The organism is Pseudomonas sp. Marseille-P9899 (genome assembly GCF_903166565.1).
In the GTDB taxonomy this organism is placed as follows: Bacteria; Pseudomonadota; Gammaproteobacteria; order Pseudomonadales; family Pseudomonadaceae; genus Aquipseudomonas; species Aquipseudomonas huaxiensis.
The window spans coordinates 1638945-1656019 of sequence record NZ_CAESCG010000001.1; the positions used below are offsets into that span (position 1 = coordinate 1638945).

10 protein-coding genes and 2 pseudogenes are annotated in these 17075 nt (G+C 64.8%); 7 read left to right on the top strand and 5 right to left on the bottom strand.

Annotated features, from left to right (window positions below; genetic code table 11):
* The first annotated feature begins 12 nt into the window (after positions 1-12).
* Together HWV67_RS07125 and HWV67_RS07130 are read left to right on the top strand one after the other, a co-directional pair.
* Positions 13-1062, top strand: coding sequence for a heme-dependent oxidative N-demethylase family protein (locus HWV67_RS07125; protein WP_175650555.1), 1050 nt, complete (start codon positions 13-15; stop codon positions 1060-1062).
* A gap of 58 nt (positions 1063-1120) precedes the next feature.
* Positions 1121-2323, top strand: a complete 1203-nt coding sequence (locus tag HWV67_RS07130) for an MFS transporter (protein WP_175650556.1) — start codon at positions 1121-1123, stop codon at positions 2321-2323.
* A 47-nt stretch (positions 2324-2370) separates the two neighbouring features.
* Here HWV67_RS07130 and HWV67_RS32030 read toward each other — a convergent pair whose 3' ends face one another.
* From HWV67_RS32030 to ilvA, 5 genes and pseudogenes are all read right to left on the bottom strand, one after another.
* Positions 2371-2865, bottom strand: coding sequence for a methyl-accepting chemotaxis protein (locus HWV67_RS32030; RefSeq protein WP_225422445.1), 495 nt, complete (start codon positions 2863-2865; stop codon positions 2371-2373).
* 42 nt (positions 2866-2907) lie between these two features.
* Positions 2908-3690, bottom strand: a pseudogene (locus HWV67_RS32035) (PAS domain-containing protein); the annotation flags it as partial.
* Between the two features lie 91 nt (positions 3691-3781).
* Complete coding sequence (locus HWV67_RS07140; RefSeq protein WP_175650558.1) at positions 3782-4801, bottom strand: LacI family DNA-binding transcriptional regulator; 1020 nt, start codon at positions 4799-4801, stop codon at positions 3782-3784.
* Between the two features lie 404 nt (positions 4802-5205).
* Complete coding sequence (yiaY, locus tag HWV67_RS07145) at positions 5206-6354, bottom strand: L-threonine dehydrogenase (protein ID WP_175650559.1); 1149 nt, start codon at positions 6352-6354, stop codon at positions 5206-5208.
* Positions 6355-6434: 80 nt separating this feature from the next.
* Positions 6435-7997, bottom strand: coding sequence for a threonine ammonia-lyase, biosynthetic (gene ilvA / locus HWV67_RS07150; protein WP_175650560.1), 1563 nt, complete (start codon positions 7995-7997; stop codon positions 6435-6437).
* A 300-nt stretch (positions 7998-8297) separates the two neighbouring features.
* On the opposite strand from ilvA, the gene wecB reads away from it, so the two are divergent.
* The 5 genes and pseudogenes from wecB to HWV67_RS07175 all read left to right on the top strand — a co-directional run bounded on the left by wecB (position 8298) and on the right by HWV67_RS07175 (position 17072).
* Positions 8298-9464, top strand: coding sequence for a non-hydrolyzing UDP-N-acetylglucosamine 2-epimerase (gene wecB, locus HWV67_RS07155; protein WP_175650561.1), 1167 nt, complete (start codon positions 8298-8300; stop codon positions 9462-9464).
* On the top strand, positions 9461-11635 hold the full coding sequence (nfrB, locus tag HWV67_RS07160) for a cyclic di-3',5'-guanylate-activated glycosyltransferase NfrB (protein WP_175650562.1): 2175 nt from the start codon (positions 9461-9463) through the stop codon (positions 11633-11635). Before wecB ends, nfrB begins: the two co-directional genes overlap by 4 nt.
* A pseudogene (locus HWV67_RS07165) lies at positions 11632-14783 on the top strand (NfrA family protein). The gene nfrB and the pseudogene HWV67_RS07165 overlap by 4 nt, the downstream one beginning before the upstream one ends.
* Complete coding sequence (locus HWV67_RS07170) at positions 14783-15622, top strand: DUF4434 family protein (protein WP_175650563.1); 840 nt, start codon at positions 14783-14785, stop codon at positions 15620-15622. The pseudogene HWV67_RS07165 and the gene HWV67_RS07170 overlap by 1 nt, the downstream one beginning before the upstream one ends.
* Before the next feature lie 340 nt (positions 15623-15962).
* Positions 15963-17072 (top strand): GGDEF domain-containing protein, encoded by a 1110-nt coding sequence (locus tag HWV67_RS07175; RefSeq protein ID WP_175650564.1) that lies wholly within the window; start codon positions 15963-15965, stop codon positions 17070-17072.
* Positions 17073-17075: the final 3 nt, after the last annotated feature.

A 17075-nucleotide genomic window follows, 5' to 3' on the forward strand; every position in this document is an offset into this window, starting at 1 on the left:
GGAAGAACACCCATGACCGTATTCAAGCCGATCGAAACCTACGCCGACGTCGACGCCAGCGACTTCACCTACAGCAACAGCCGCGACGCGGTGCTGCGCCTGCCCTTCCCTTACCCGGAAGACCAGTACATGTACTCGATGAACGTCGAGCCGCATGTGCCGTTCGGCACGGGCGCGCTGCGCGGTCAGTTCGACATCGACGAGCATTACATCTCCGAGTGCCATCACCGCGCGCAGATCCTCGAAAGCCAGCCGGGCGTGCACTACGCCGCCCTGGCGCACATGATGGAAGCGCAGTGGGACCTGCTCGAACTGCTGATGGAGTCCTATTCCCGGGACTACCCCGAGCATTTCACCCTGGAGAAGAAAGGCACCCAGTGGCGCTGGATCAACCGTCCGCTGCAACTCGACGACACCTTCGTGTTCGGCGATGCCAGCACCCTGCCGATGGACCCGATGGAATACATCACCCGCCAGGCCCAGGGCGAATTCATCCTGCTCGAAGAGCGTGACGACACGCTGGTGATGGGCGCCGGTATGGCGACCCAGCGCGCCGACTATTCGCTGCGCTTCAACCTCGGCATGAGCTTCATGGAGTTCCACGGCCCGGTGCCCAAGCTGCATGAAATGGGCATCTTGCAGCGCGCGCTGAAATTCCTTCTGCGCCTGCGCCCTGGCCACCCGGTGCGCCGCACCAACTGGTCGATCACCGTCAACCCGCGCCTGGAAACCTCCGCCGAGACCCTGCCGGACTGGGCGCCGGATCGCACCATCGTCACCGCGGAAAATGCCGGCGAACTGGTCAACCTGCGGATCGAACTGCAACCGCTGCACCGTCTGCCGCGCAGCAACGCCGTACTGTTCCCGGTGCGCACCTACCTGGTCAGCCTCAAGCAACTGGCCGAGTTCGCCCCGCAATGGGCCAAGCGCATGCACCGGGTCATCCGCGACCTCGACCAGGAATTGGTGGATTACAAGGGCTTCACCCGTTATCGCGACGCCATGGTCACCTGGCTGTCGCAATATGACGACGGAACACCAGTCGACGAAAGTCAGCAGTAAACCTTGATGAGCGCGCCGATAATGGCGCGCTTTTTTGCGTGCACTCCGGGAATACACAATGAAAACAATACGCAACGTCCTGCCTGAAAGCTGGAGCCTGGTGTTCTCCGCCGCGGGGTCCGCCTACGGGGTCGGTCTGCTGGGCCTCTGGGCCCTGCCGTTCCTGATCAGCGCCATCATCCACGACCTGCAACTCAACGAAGCCCAGGCCGGGCTGCTGATGTCGGCGGAATTCGGCTTCACCATGCTTGCCTCGCTGCTGGTTGCGCCGTTCATGGGCCGCGCGCCACGCCGCACGCTGGCCCTGGCCGGCACCCTGCTGGCGATTGCCGCCAACCTGGTCAGCGCCAATATCGACAACCTTTACGCCCTCGCCGCCGTGCGCTGCATCGCCGGCATCGGCGCGGGCCTGGCCCTGGCCTGCGGCAACGCCGCAGTGGCCAGCGCCAAACACCCCGACCGCATCGCCGGCCACATGAACGTGCTGTCGGTCCTGCTGATGATCGTGGTCATGCTGGGTTACGCCAAGGTCATGGCGTTGTATGGCCTGCCCGGCCTGTATTACGCGATGGCCGCGACCATGGCGGTGATGCTGCTGGCGATTCCGGCGATGCAACAACAGGCGCCGGTTGCCGCACCACTACTGAACCCGGTCACCGGCAAGGGTGCGGGCAATGTCCTGCTGAGTTTGCCGGCGGTCTGCATGATGCTTGCGATGTTCGTCTTCCAGGCCCGCGACACCATGGGCTGGGCCTTTGTCGAGCGGATCGGCACCATGGTCGGCTACAGCGGCGACGAGTTGGGCGTGCTGTTGTCGGTGCAATCGGTGGTCGGCCTGATCGGCCCGCTGCTGGCGGCAATGATCGGCAAGCGCTTCGGCATGAGCACCCCGGTGATCCTCGCGGTGCTGCTGACCGGCGGCACCAGCCTCGCCTATGTGCTGGGCGAGCACTCCAAGACCATGTACACCGCTGGCGTGATGACCATCTGCATCACCTACTTCTACGCCCTGAGCTATCTGACCGGCCTTGCGGCGGAACTGGACCGTGAAGGTCGTGTGGTTGCGGCAGCCGGCAGCTTCCTGAGCCTGGGCCTGGCGGTCGGGCCGGCGATTTCCGGCGGGTTGATTTCCCTCGGCGGCTTCACCTTGGCGGCGTGGGGAATTGCCGTGACGGTGGTGCTGACGCTGGCGCTGGTCAGCGTGCCGCTGGCGCGGATTCGGCGGGAGCATGTGGTGGCGCAGTTGGCTGCGGCCGTTTGAGTTGAATGGCCTCATCGCTGGTCAGCCAGCGATGAGGCCCTGACAGACTAATGCAACTGCAACGTCGAATTGATCTGGCTGATCGCATCCACCACATGCTGCGAGCCCTGCTGGATCTCGAGGATCACTTCCCCGGCCTCATTGGCCAGTTCCACCCCCAGCCCGGTGCGGCTCAGGCTTGACTGCATGCTGGCCACGGCATTCAGCGACAGATCGTGGTTCTGCCGCACCACCTCGACAATCTCCAGCGTCGCCTTGCTGGTGCGCGCCGCAAGATTGCGCACTTCATCCGCCACTACCGCAAACCCGCGCCCGTGCTCACCGGCCCGCGCCGCCTCGATGGCCGCGTTGAGCGCCAGCAGGTTGGTCTGGTCGGCAATACCGCGGATGGTCTGGACGATTTGCCCGATCAACTCCGACTGACGGCTCACCGCATCAATGCTGCGCGCCGCTTCGTTGAGGTCATGGGAGATTTCCTCGATCACATGCACGGTCTGCTGCACCACCTCCGAGCCTTTGCGAGCGCAGGCGTCGTTCTGCACCGAGGTGGCGTGGGCGGCCTCGGCGGCGGATTGCTGGGTGCAGATCTGCTGGGTAATGTCGCTGGCGAACTTGACCACTTTGTAGAGCCGGCCATGGGTGTCGAAGATCGGGTTATAGGACGCTTCGAGGTAGACCATCTGCCCGAGCTTGTTCACCCGCTCGAAACGATGCGAGTGGTATTCGCCACGGTTGAGCGAGGCCCAAAAGCCCTTGTACGCCGGCGACTCGCTTTCGCTCTTGTGGCAAAACAGGCTGTGGTGCTGGCCGACCACCTCGTCGAGACGGTAGCGCATGGTGTTGAGGAAATTGTCGTTGGCCTTGATCACCCGCCCGTCAGGGGTGAATTCGATGACCGCCATCGAGCGGCCGATGGCTTCAAGCAGGCAGTCAGCCTCGTGCTCGTGGACCACCCGCTCGGTGATTTCGGAGGCCACCTTGATGATGCTGGTGACCTGCCCACCCGTGCCGAACACCGGCATGTAGCTGGCTTCGAGCCAGATTTCCTTGTGTTGCCGGTTCAACCGCAAAAACGTGCCACTGCGCGGCTCGCCCCGCGCCAGGTCGCGCCAGAGCTGGCGGTACTCTTCGGTCTTGGTGAAGGCTTCGTCGCAAAACATCCGGTGATGCTGACCGCGAATGTCTTCGAGGCGGTAGCCCATGGCTTTGCAAAAGTGTTCATTGGCGTCGAGTACTACTCCGTCGGGGCTGAACTCGATCATTGCCATGGAACGGCTGATCGCGGCCAGCTTCGCGTTGGCTTCTGCCAACGCCCGATTACACCGCTCGATTTCTGCTAGATCGGTTTTGCGATGGGAGTCAAACATGTCGCGCTCACTCCATGGGCGGAATTGAGCTAAGCGTAGATGCGCCAAAGCGCCTCGCAAGCAGTCTGCCAGCACCGCTTATCGGCTTTAATCAACTGCTTTCGCGCACCATCAGCTCGAAACCGAGGTCGCGGGTGAGCGCTTGCCCGCGTTTTCCGTCGAGCAAGGCCAGCAGCGCCTGGGCCGCGTGATGCCCCACCGCGGCCCGTGGCGTGCGGATCGAGGTCAGCCGCGGGACCATATGGGCCGCGGCCGGCAGGTCGTTGAACCCGACCATCGCCACCTGCTTCGGCACCGCGATGCCCTGGCGTTGCGCCTGGTAGATCGCGCCCTGGGCGAGGTCGTCGTTGCAGAAGAACAGGCCGTCGATATCGCCGTGACGGGCCAGCAACTGGCTGAACAACTCGCCACCCAGCCCGATGGATGACGGCTCCGGTACCAGCAATTCCAGCTCCGGGTCGTACAATCCGGCCTCGCCGAGGGCCTGGCGAAAGCCTTCGGCACGCTGCATCACCCGCGCATCCAGTTGCGCGGCGACAAAACCGAGGCGTCGCCGCCCGCGCTCGATCAGGTGGCGGGCCACGGCGCGACCGGCGTCCTGCTGCGAGAAACCCACCGACAGCGTGCCCGGCTCATTGCTCAGTTCCATCATATGCACGCAAGGCACGCGGCTGGCGGCGAGCATCTGCCGGGCGGCGTCGCTGCGCTCGAAACCGGTGAGCAGCAGGCCGCGGGGCTGATAGGCCAGGTAATTGCGGATCAGGTTTTCTTCCACAGTGGCGTCGTAGTGGTAATTGCCGATCAGCACTTCCAGGCCACGGGGGCGCAGGACGTCATGGATGGCGTCGAGGGTCTCGACGAACAGTTGGTTGGACAGCGAAGGAATCAGCACCACCACCGACTGGCTCTGCGCGGAAGCCAGAGCGCGGGCGGCCGGGTTGGCGACGTAACCCAGCTCCGTGGCAGCGGCGCGGACCTTTTCCACCAGCTCCGGCGCCACCGTGGCGACACCACGCAGGGCGCGGGACACGGTGATCGGGGAAACCCCGGAAAGCCGGGCCACTTCGGCCAACGTGGGACGTCCGGTGGTGCGGGAGGTGCTGCGGGTCATGGGGGCTCGGGGGCAAGACACAAAGACCGGCAAGGTTAGAGATGCGGTGGCAGGGTGGCAAGGGTTCAGGCGGGTAGGTTTTTGGTGTGATTGAAGGCCTCATCGCTGCATGGGTATCTCGCAAGCTTTCGGCCACTTGCGATCCTGTGGGAGCGGCCTTCAGCCGCGAAGGGCCGCACAGCGGCCCTGAATCCATCCAGCACATTGCTTCTGGCGGGTTGGGATCTCACATTCAGGCATCCTCAAGGTGAAAGAAATGCCGGATGTCGACAGCCAACTCGTGCTGGATGATTTTGGGGCCGCTGTGCGGCCCTTCGCGGCTGAAGGCCGCTCCCACAGGTTCCGCGTCTTGCCTGAGGCAACGATAAGGCCCTCAAATAAGACAACTTACCCCAGACCCAAACTCAAAACGCCGCCTTGAACACCGCCTCGATCTCCGCCTGGCTCGCCGGCCGTGGGTTGGTCAGGCCGCAGGCGTCTTTCAGGGCGTTGGTCGCGAGGATCGGCACGTCTTCCACCTTCGCCCCCAGCGCCGCCAGTCCCGGCGGGATGTCGATATCCCGGCTCAACTGCTCGATCGCCGCAATCGCCGCGGCCGCGCCCTGCTCGGCATCCAGTTCGCCCACCGGCACACCCAGCGCCGCCGCGACATCCCGCAGCCGCGCCGCAGCCACACGGGCGTTGAAACGCTGCACATGAGGCAGCAGCACCGCGTTGCACACGCCGTGAGGCAAGTCATAGAAGCCGCCCAACTGGTGCGCCATCGCGTGCACATAACCCAGCGACGCATTGTTGAAAGCCATACCGGCGAGGAACTGGGCATAAGCCATGCTCTCCCGCGCCTGCATGTTGGTACCGTCCGCCACGACCTGGCGCAGGTTGGCGCTGATCAGTTCGATCGCCTTCAGTGCGCAGGCATCGGTAATAGGCGACGCCGCAGTGGACACATAGGCCTCGATCGCATGGGTCAGCGCATCCATGCCGGTGGCGGCAGTCAGCGACTTGGGCATGCCGACCATCAGCGCCGGGTCGTTGACCGACAGAATCGGCGTGACGTTACGGTCAACGATGGCCATTTTCACGTGGCGCGCTTCGTCGGTGATGATGCAGAACCGGGTCATTTCGCTGGCGGTGCCAGCAGTGGTGTTGATCGCTACCAGCGGCAGTTGCGGCTTGGCGGAGCGGTCGACGCCCTCGTAGTCGGCGATCTTGCCGCCGTTGGTGGCGCACAGGGCAATGCCCTTGGCGCAGTCATGGGGCGAGCCGCCGCCTAGGGAAACCACGAAGTCGCACTTTTCCCGTTGCAGCAGCGCCAGGCCCTGCTCGACGTTGGCGATGCTCGGGTTTGGCTTGGCGCCGTCGAACACCGCGGCGTCGATATCGCGCAGCGCCAGTTGTTCGACGATCTTCTGGGCAACGCCGGCCTTGGCCAGGCCCGCGTCGGTCACGATCAAGGCCTTGCGAAAGCCGTAGCCGGCAATGGCGGTCATCGCTTCGTCAAGGCAGCCGATGCCCATGATATTCACGGCTGGAATGAAAAACGTGCTGCTCATGGTTTTGTCCCTCAGTGGCTTTATCTCGGTACTTTCAAGCATCCACCGGTCATGGGCAGCACGTGTTGATCTAGGGCAATTCAGCCAAGGAACAGCCGGTACGCCGGATTGTCGGTCTCGTCCCAATAGCGATAACTCATGGCATCCAGCGCGCCCGGCAGGCCGTCGCGCTCCTCGGCCGGCACTTCCAGCGCGGCGAATACCCGCGCCTCGGCAGCGCCGTGGTTGCGGTAATGGAACAGGCTGATGTTCCAGCGCTTGCCGAGGCTTTCCAGGAAGCCCAGCAACGCGCCCGGCCGCTCGGGGAATTCGAAGCGCAGCACACGCTCGTCAGCCCCCGGCCCCGCGTGCCCGCCCACGGTGTGGCGGATGTGCAGCTTGGCCAGTTCGTTGTCGGTCAGGTCGACCACCTCGTAGCCCTGCTCGCGCAGGCTGGCCAACAGTGCGTCGCGCGGATCGGTCAGCGGGTGGGTTTGTACGCCGACAAACAGCCGCGCTTCCTTGCCGGGGTAGTAGCGGTAATTGAACTCGGTGATCTGCCGACGACCCAGAGCCTGGCAGAAGGCACGGAAGCTGCCGGGGCGCTCGGGGATGGTCACGGCGATCACCGCTTCACGCTGCTCGCCCAGCTCGGCGCGTTCGGCGACATGGCGCAGGCGGTCGAAGTTGACGTTGGCGCCGGAGTCGATCGCCACCAGGGTCTGCCCGCGCACGCCACGGGCGGCGACGTACTTCTTGATCCCCGCGACCGCCAAGGCGCCGGACGGCTCGGTGATGGAGCGGGTGTCGTCGTAGATGTCCTTGATTGCCGCGCACAGCTCGTCGCTGCTGACGGTGATCACTTCGTCCACGTAATGCCGGCAGACATCAAAGCAATGGGCGCCGATCTGCGCCACCGCCACGCCGTCGGCGAAGGTGCCGACCTGCGGCAACACCACCCGCTCGCCGGCCGCCAGGGCCGCCTGCAGGCAGTTGGAATCGTGCGGTTCGACGCCGATGACCTTGACCTCGGGCCGCAGGTATTTCACGTACGCGGCGATGCCGGCGATCAAGCCGCCACCCCCGACCGGAACGAAGATGGCATCCAGCGGGCCCTGCTGCTGGCGAAGGATTTCCATGGCCACGGTGCCCTGCCCGGCGATCACGTCCGGGTCGTCGAAGGGCGGGACGAAGGTCGCGCCTTCGCTCTGCGCCAGTTGCAGTGCGTGCGCCAGGGCACGGGGGAAGGCGTCGCCATGCAGCACCACATTGCCGCCACGGGAGCGCACGCCCTCGACCTTGAGCGCCGGGGTGGTTTCCGGCATCACGATGGTCGCGACAATGCCCAGTTCACGGGCCGCCAGCGCCACGCCCTGGGCATGGTTGCCGGCGGATGCGGTGATCACGCCGCGATCACGCTGGTCCTGGGTCAGGCGGCTGAGGCGGTTGTAGGCACCACGGACTTTGAAGGAGAAGGTCGGCTGCAGGTCTTCGCGCTTGAGCAGCACTTGATTGCCCAGTTGCGCCGAGAGCGCGCGGGCCGGTTGCAATGGGGTTTCAATGGCCAGGTCGTACACCGGCGCGGCAAGAATCCGGCGCACATAGTCCGCCAGCAGGTTCGGTGCGCCAACGGCTGTACGGGGGTATGCGGTGAGGCTGGTCATCGGTAACTCCTGGTTTTTTCAAAGAGCCCAGGAGTCGAGAGAAAGAACCCGCCTCCAGGGCGGGTTCGGTGCAAGTGCCAGCTAACCCGCCAATCTGATAATGGCGGTAATAATGCTGTGGGTCGGCACAAGCGGGAGATTTGTCATGCCAGCGAAACTAGCGAAGTGCACTTGCCAAGTCAACGATTGATTCAAAAAGCTGCCGGGTGCTGATTGGACAACCTCCGACTCCGCTGCTTGTATCTAATGCCTACGCACACGCAAGGCACGTATGACTCATAGCCTCTGAGGGACCGGACCATGAGCGCAGGCACTCCTTACAAAGTCATGATGGTTTTCGGCACCCGCCCCGAAGCGATCAAGATGGCGCCACTGGCGCGAGTGCTGCGCCAGTGGCCGGAAATCGAGCTGAATATCTGTTCCACCGGACAGCACCGGGAAATGCTCCAGCAGGTGCTCAACGACTTCGGCCTGAACGTCGACGAAGACCTTCAGGTGATGACCCAGAACCAGACGCTCAACAGCCTCTCGCAGCAATTGCTCGGGCAGATCGACGGCGCCTACGAGCGCTTCCAGCCGCGCATCGTGCTGGTCCACGGCGACACCACCACCAGCTTTATCGCCGCTCTCGCCGCCTTCAACCGACAGATTCCCATCGCCCACGTCGAGGCCGGCCTGCGCACCGGCAACCTGCGCGCGCCGTGGCCGGAGGAAGCCAACCGGCGCCTGACCGGGGTTATCGCCGACCTGCATTTCCCGCCCACCCGCGATTCGCGCGACAACCTGCTGCACGAGGGCGTACCGCTGGAACACCTGGAAGTCACCGGCAACACGGTGATCGATGCCCTGCTGTGGATGCGCGAGTACCTGCAGCGCAACGCCTGGCACCCCGCCGCCGACTCGCCGCTGAGCACCCTGCGCGACGACCAGCGAATGATCCTCATCACCGGCCACCGTCGCGAGAACTTCGGCCCGGGCTTCGAACGTATCTGCCTGGCCCTGGCAGAACTGGCGCTGCGCTACCCGGACGTGCAGTTCGTCTACCCGGTGCACCTCAACCCGCAAGTGCAGAAAGCGGTGTACTCGGTGCTGTCGAACCAGCCCAACATCCTGCTGATCCCGCCGCAGAACTATCAGCACTTCGTCTGGCTGATGGACCGCGCCTACCTGATCCTCACCGACTCCGGCGGCGTCCAGGAAGAAGCCCCGGCGCTGGGTAAACCGGTGCTGGTGCTGCGCAAGGTCACCGAGCGCCCGGCGGTGCTGGAAGGCGGCACGGTGATGCTGGTCGGCACCCTGACCGAGCGCATTGTCCGCGAGACCAGCCATTTGCTCGATGACCCGGCCACCTATGCGCGCATGAGCCAGGTGTTTTTCCCGGTGGGCGACGGCCACGCCAGCGAACGCATTGCCGAACGACTCAGCCGCTGGCTGGAGGAAAACGCCAACGGGCACGCCGCCTCATGAGTCTGTTCTGGGTCGATGTCCTCACCTATGCCCTGTTCGGTTTGAAGTGGCTGGCAATCATCCTCGCCAGCCTGATGTTCCTGCTCGGCCTGGATGACCTGTTCATCGATATCGTCTACTGGGCGCGCAAGCTGTTTCGTAGCCTGCGCATCTACGACAAGCATCCGCACGCCGACGAGAAACGCCTGTTCGAGGTGGCGGAAAAGCCGCTGGCGATCATGGTTCCGGCCTGGAACGAGGTCGGCGTGGTCGGCGAAATGGCGCGGCTGGCGGCCTCGACCATCGACTACGAGAACTACCAGATCTTCGTCGGCACCTACCCCAACGACCCGCAGACCCAGGCCGACGTCGATGCCGTGTGCCTGCACTACCCCAACGTGCACAAGGTGGTTTGCGCCCGCCCCGGCCCCACTAGCAAGGCCGACTGCCTGAACAACGTGATCGACGCCATCCTGCGCTTCGAGAGCGACGCCCGTATCGAGTTCGCAGGCTTCATTCTGCATGACGCCGAAGACGTCATCTCGCCCATGGAACTGCGCCTGTTCAACTACCTGCTGCCAGCCAAGGACATGATCCAGATCCCGGTCTATCCGTTCGCCCCCGAGTGGAACGGGTTCACGGCCGGGCACTACGTCGACGAGTTCGCCGAAAACCACGGCAAGGACGTTATTGTCCGCGAGGCCCTCACCGGCCAGGTGCCGAGCGCCGGGGTCGGCACCTGTTTCAGCCGCCGCGCGATCAGTGCCCTGCTGGAAGACGGCGACGGCATCGCCTTCGACGTACAGAGCCTGACCGAGGACTACGACATCGGTTTTCGCCTCAAGCAGAAAGGCATGAAGTGCATCTTCGCCCGCTACTCCATCAGCGATCCGAAACTGGCCCTGAAGCGGGTCTGGGCGCCAGGCATGAGCAAGGCGTTCGCCCAGGTGATCTGTGTGCGCGAACACTTCCCGCGGGACTGGCAGCACGCGATCCGGCAAAAATCGCGGTGGATCGTCGGCATCGTCTTCCAGGGCACCACCAACCTCGGCTGGAGCCGCAAGGGCGCGCTCAACTACTTCCTCTGGCGCGACCGCCGCGGGCTGTTCGCCTACTTGCTGGGGTTCCTGGTCAACCTGTTGTTGCTGGTGCTGCTGGTGATGCTGCTGATCACCGTGATCTTCCCAGAGTCCTGGCGCTTCCCGTCGATCCTCGGCGAAAGTGCGTTGCTCAGCACCCTGCTCTGGCTCAACGGTTTCCTGCTGCTCAACCGGCTGTTCCAGCGCGCCTGGTTCGTCACCCGCTACTACGGCATTTTCCAGGGACTGCTGTCGGCGCCACGAATGATGTGGAGCAACTTCGTCAACTTCTTCGCCAACGTCCGCGCCCTGCGCCAGGTGCTGGAAATGGGCGATTCGCGGCGGGTGGCCTGGGACAAGACCACCCATGAATTCCCCGCCCTGGCCGCGCCGGCGCGCACCCCGCTGGGCCAGCGCCTGATCGAAAAAGGCCTGCTCACCGAGCAGCAACTGCAGGCGGCGATCACCTCCCCGGAACGCCGACGCCTGGGCCGCGAACTGCTGATCCGCGGGCTGATCACCAGCGAACAACTGGCCGAAACCCTCGCCGAACAACTGGATTTGCCGTGGGCACCGCTGGACCCGTTCGCCATCGATCCGCAGCTGATCGCCCAGTTGCCGCGCAAACTCGCCATGCACTACGGCGTGCTGCCGGTGGCCGAAGAAGGCAAGACCCTGGTGCTGGCCAGCGAAAGCCCGGTCAGCCAGGTATCGCTAGGGGCCATCGCCCGTCAGCTCAAACGCCCGGTCAGTTGCCGGCTCGCGCCGCAGGGCCGGGTCACCCTCGGCCTGCGCTACCACTACCCCAGCCCTTGGCAGAAAGAGGACACCCGGCAGATGCTCGCGGTACTGCAACGCCATCGTGATAACGCCGCGCTGATCGAGCAGGTCAGCCATCACCAGGTGCTGCTCGGCACCTTGCTGCAGACTCGCGGTATGGTCCCCACCACCCTGTTCAATCAGGTCCTGATCGACTTCGACCCGGAGCGCAAGAGCCTCGGCGAGTACCTGATCGAACGCGGCATCATCACCGAACAAGTGCTGCAGGATGCCCTGGCCGAACAGGCCGCCGAACAGCAGGCCGCGTTCCGGCTTGTCCAGGAGGTGGCATGAGCAACCGCGTCCCTCTGGCCCTCACCGGCTTGTTGCTGTGCCTGTATAGCGTGCCCACGGTGGCCGCGCCGATGAGCGACTTCGACCGATTCCGCAGCTTCCCGTACATGGACCGCAGCTACCGTGAGGCGAAAAACAACAACTGGGCCGAGGTCGAGCGCCTTACTCGTCACCTGCTGGAGCGCGTACCGAACAACGACGAGGCACGCGCCCTGCTGATCCAGGCGCTGGCGCACCAGGGCCGCTACCGCGACGCCGAACAACTGGCCGAGGCCCAGGCTGCCGCCACCCAGCAAGACGAATTGCTCGACCTGCGTCTGGTCTGGATCGAGCAGGACCCGCCCGACGCCAGCACCGTCGAGCGCTGGCTGCAGGACAGCGAACTGAACCAGCGCGTGCGCCTGTGGCAGGCCTACAGCCTGAGCCTGGGCAAGTCCGGTGGTCCGGCGAAAGCCCTGGCCTGGCTCAACCAGTTGCGCCCGCATGGCGACGACAACGTTCTGCGCCAGGCCCGGGCCAACTGGGCCGAACAGGTCAGCGACTGGAACGAAACCATCGATCAGCTCGCGCCCTTGGTCGCCAGCGGCGCGCTCAACGCCGAAGACTGGCAACGCCTGGCCAACGCCTACGTGCAGCGGCTGGATGATGCGCCCCTGCAAAACCTGCTCAAACAGGCGCCTTCGGCAGACGCCGCGCGCAAGACCCGCCTGGCCATGGTCGACCGCGCCGTCGCCATGGGCCACGAACAGCAGGCCCGGCGCTGGCTGCAATCGCTGCCGGAAGCCGACCGCAATCATCCGCAACAACGCCAGCAATTGCTGGAACTGGCCCGTCAGAGCGAGGACAGCACGCTGGTCCGCGAACTCAGCAACGGCCTCCAGCGCCCGTGCCTGGAAACCGCCGAATGGCTGTCGCGGCATGATTCGCAACAGGCGCTGGAACAACTGCGCCAGTGCAATGCCGAGGACGACCCGAAAACCTGGCTGATACTCGCCCAGCGCCTGCACGCCGACGACCTGCTGCAAAGCCAGCGCCTGCCGCAACCGTGGGACAGCCAGCGGCAACAGCGGCTGCTGGAGGTCTGGCGGGAAGAAGGCAAGACCCGCCAGGTCATGGACTGGCTGGCCGCGCAGCCGCAGACCCCGACGGTGCTCCAGCAACGCGCCGAACTGCTGCAGAACAGCGGCCGTCGCGGCGATGCCAGCGCCGCCTGGATCAACCTCTACCGCCAGACCGGCAGCCTCGACGCCCTGAATCAGGCCACATACCTGATGCTCGAAGCGGGCCGCAGGGCCGAGGCGCGGAGTTTGCTGGAACAGGCTTACGACCGCCGTCAGGGACGCCTGCCCGCCCCGCTGCTGCAACGCCTGGCCGGGCTTTACAGTCAAACCGATACGCCGCTTGATGCCCGACGTGTCAGCAGCCTGATCCCGCGTGTCGATCCGGCCAGCCGCGCCTTGCTGCTGGCGCGGCTGGCGGAAAGCGGCCAGTGCGATGCCGTGCGCGCGGCGATCCCCGGCGAACCGCGTGAGGTCGGCCAGCTTCGGGCGTTGGGCCGTTGCGCGATGCCGGAGCGACCGGGTGAAGCGGTGATCTATTACCAGGCTGCCGAACGCCTGGGCGACCGTGGCAGCCGCCTGCCGCTGGCCTACGCCCTCGACGCTGCCGGCGACCCGGCCGCGGCCGTGCGGATCTTCGACAGCCTGCCTGCCGCCGAATGGACCGATAATGCCCGCCTGACCGCTGCCAGCAGTGCACTGAAAGCCGGCAACACCGCAAGCGCCGAGCAACACTGGAACAGCGCGGCCCACCCGCACGCCGACGACTGGGCGCTGGGCGCGGCCATCGCCGAACACCACGGCGACCTGCCGCTGGCGCTGGAACGGCGTCGCCAGGCCCTGCAACACCAACCCCGTGCCGAGCACTACTACGACGCCTCGATCACCGCACAAAAAAACGGCGACCTGGCCCAGAGCACCGCCTGGCTGGCCGAAGCCGTGCGACTGGCGCCGCAGCAACCGCGCTATCGCGCCGACTACGGCATGCGCCTTCTGGTGACAAAGACCCGGCCGTGCGCCGCCAGTCCATCCCGTACCTGCAACAGGCCACCCGCAGCTTCCCCGAGGATTACCGGATCGGCGAAACCCTGGCCTGGCGCTACGACGAGGTCGAGGACAGCGCCGCCGCCCGCAAAGAACTGCGCCGGGTGCTCGACGTGGAACAGGACCTGGTGGGCGGCGACGACGAATACGGCAGCCTCGAAGCGCGCAAGTACCGGCAACGCCGCGCCCACGAAGCGTTGTCGCGGCGTGACACCGTGACCCTGGCCAGCACCTGGTCACCAGCGGGCGTCTCGACCAACGACAACTTCCGCGCCGCCGACAACCCGCAACGCCGCGCCCAGTCGCAGAACGTGCAACTGGCCATGTGGGACCACGCCCTCGGCGAAGAACCGAGCCGCAACGGCAGCACCCTGTCGGTGTATGGCCGGGTGCTGTTTGGCGGCAGCGGTCGCAGCGACTACGCGCAAAGCATGGGCACCGGCGTCGGCCTGCGTTACAAGCCGTTGGGTCAGGCCAACCTCAACCTCTACGCCGAGCTGTATCACCAGCGGCAGATCGACGCCGAGCACTACAACGGCCTGAGCCTCGGGCAACTGCTCAGCCCGGCCAAGGTCGGCGACAACTGGCAAGACCTGCGCAGCCACGCCGAAAGCAGCAACGACCTGCTGCTGCGGGCCACCGCCTCGTTCTTCGACCAGGGCGACTACCGCGCCGACTGGCGCGTCGATGAGGACGACTGGAACGAACGTTTCCTCTACCTCGATGCCGCCTGGTGGACCCGCGCCGGCGACCATCAATGGCTGTCGCGCTACCAGCAGGGTCATACCTGGAAGCTCGACAGCCAGTCGCCGCAAACGCTGATGCCTTACGGCTTCGTCGAATTCGCCAGCCAGGACCCGAGCAACGACTGGCGCCAGGACCTGCGCGCCGGGGTCGGCCTGCGCTGGCAATGGTGGTTCGACGACGACCGCTACAACGCCTATCGCGGTTCACTGAAGGTACGCACCGAGTACCAGCAGTCCCTCGGCGGCAATCTTTACGAACGCGCCAACGGCGTGCTGTTGGGTGTGGAGCTGACTTTCTGATGCGTCGACTGTTGATGCTGTTATTGCTGGTCTGTCTGCCGGTCGTCGCTGACCAGCGGGTAATCTATCAACCCCTGAACCAGGATGCCGTGCTGACCGCCGAACAGTGGCGCCAGCTCTGGCGCGACACCGTGCAGAACGGTGGGCGGACCCTGATCGTGCAGTGGACGCGTTACGGCGACGAGCGCTTCGGCGGCGCCTCCGGCTGGCTTGCCAACAGCCTGCGCGAAGCCCATGCCCAGGGGCTGGAACTGGTGGTCGGGCTGCATATGGACAGCGCGTACTACACCCGCATCAATGAACTGGACAGCGCGGGCCTGGCCGCCTACTGGCAAGCGCAGCTCGGCGAGTCCCTGACCCAGCAGCGCGAAGTACGCGAACAGTGGAAACTGCCGGTGGCCGGCTGGTACCTGCCGATGGAGCTGGATGACCTGCACTTCCAGGCCTCCGATCGCCGCGACGTGCTGTACACGCAACTGCAGGAATTCAACCGCAAGCTCGATGGCCCGCTGCACCTGAGCGCCTTCAGCACGGGCAAACTGGCGCCGGGGGTGCAGGCGAGCTGGTTCGCCGAACTGGCGGCACTCAAGCTCAACCTCTGGTGGCAGGACGGCAGCGGCACCGGCCGCCTCAGCCCGCTGGTGCGGCAACGATACGCCGACGCCCTGCCGTGCGAGGTGGGCATCATTCGCGAAGCGTTTCGTCAGGTCAGCGCCGAGGGTGAGGCCTTCCGCGCGGTACCCCGCGCGCCGACCATGGGTGCGAGGTGTCATACCGAAGCGGTGTTCGCGCTGAATTACCGGCCTTGGGCTAAAGTGCTGCCCAGTTCGCCTAGATAAGCATGGGTATCCACACATCTCGTAGGCAATCGCTAACCGTCAGCCACTCGCGATTCTGTGGGAGCGGATTCATCCGCGAAGGGCCGCACAGCGGCCCCAAAACCATCCAGCACGAGGTCGCTGTCTATGTCCGGCATTTCTTTCGACCACCAGGACGCCTGAATGTGATAACCAGTCCAGACAGAAACAACGTGCTGGATGGATTTAGGGCCGCTGTGCGGCCCTTCGCGGATGAATCCGCTCCCACAATACGAGGCGATCTGGCGTCCTGCGCTGTCTGCGACATGTGTAGATACACATGCAGCGATGAGGCCCTAAGCCTCCCAACACATTAGAAGCCATGTACAAAACCATCGAAAACCAGCTCCGCAAACACACCGCCCCCGCCGCGATCCGCGCCGAGTTCCGTCAGCACGACTTTGATCGCCTGCGCGGTTTCTGCCTGCTGGTGTTCTGCCTGAGCATCGCCATCTGGGTGCTTTTCGATCTGCTGCTGAGTTTCATCGGCGGCCAGGGCTTCACCTACCGCTCGATGCTGCTGATCAGCGGCATGTGCATCCTCACGGTGGTCCTGTTGTTCGTGCGCAAGGCCGATCACTTCAGCGTGCTCAACCTGCTGTTCGTCAGCCTCATGGCCTTCGCCGTGCACTGGGTGGTGGACGACACCCTGGGAGACCTGCAAGCCGGCTGGTTGATCATGGCGGCGTCGAGCATCCTCTATTCGTTCTCGGTGCTGCCGGTGCGGCGCTGGTCCTATTTCGCCAGCGCCCTGGTCACCTGGCTGCTGCTCAACCCGTTCCAGGCCGAGGGCACCCACCTGCTCGACCTGCGCGGCCTGATGATCATCAGCTACGCCGCCTTTATCACCGGCCTGACCTTCCACAGCTACAGCGTGTTGCGCGAGTCCAAGCTGCAGAATTTCTACATGTCGCGCCTGCTGCTGGATCAGGCCTATATCGACGTACTCACGGAAATCCCCAACCGCCGCTCGTTCATGACCCAGGCCGAGCAGCACCTGGGCACCGACCACGAAGGCCAGGGCCGCTATTTGGCGATGATCGACATCGACAACTTCAAGCGGGTCAACGACCAGTTCGGCCATGACAGCGGCGACGTGGTGCTCAAGCGCATCGCCGCCAATATCAAGGCCAGCATGAACGAGTTCGTCTATGCCCGGCTGGGCGGCGAGGAGTTCGTGATCTACCTCTGGGGTCTCGATCAACAGGCCACCGAAGAACGCGTGGCGGCGCTGTGCGCGCTGGTGCGCGAGACCCCGGGCGAACACCCGGTGACCATCAGCATCGGCCTGACCCGCATCGAGCCCGGCGACAACCTGAGCAATGCCCTCGGCCGGGCGGATGCTGCGCTGTACGACGCCAAGCATGAAGGCAAGGACCGGTATGTGGTGTGGCGGGCACCCGATACGTCGATAGCGGCTCATGTGGACTGAGCC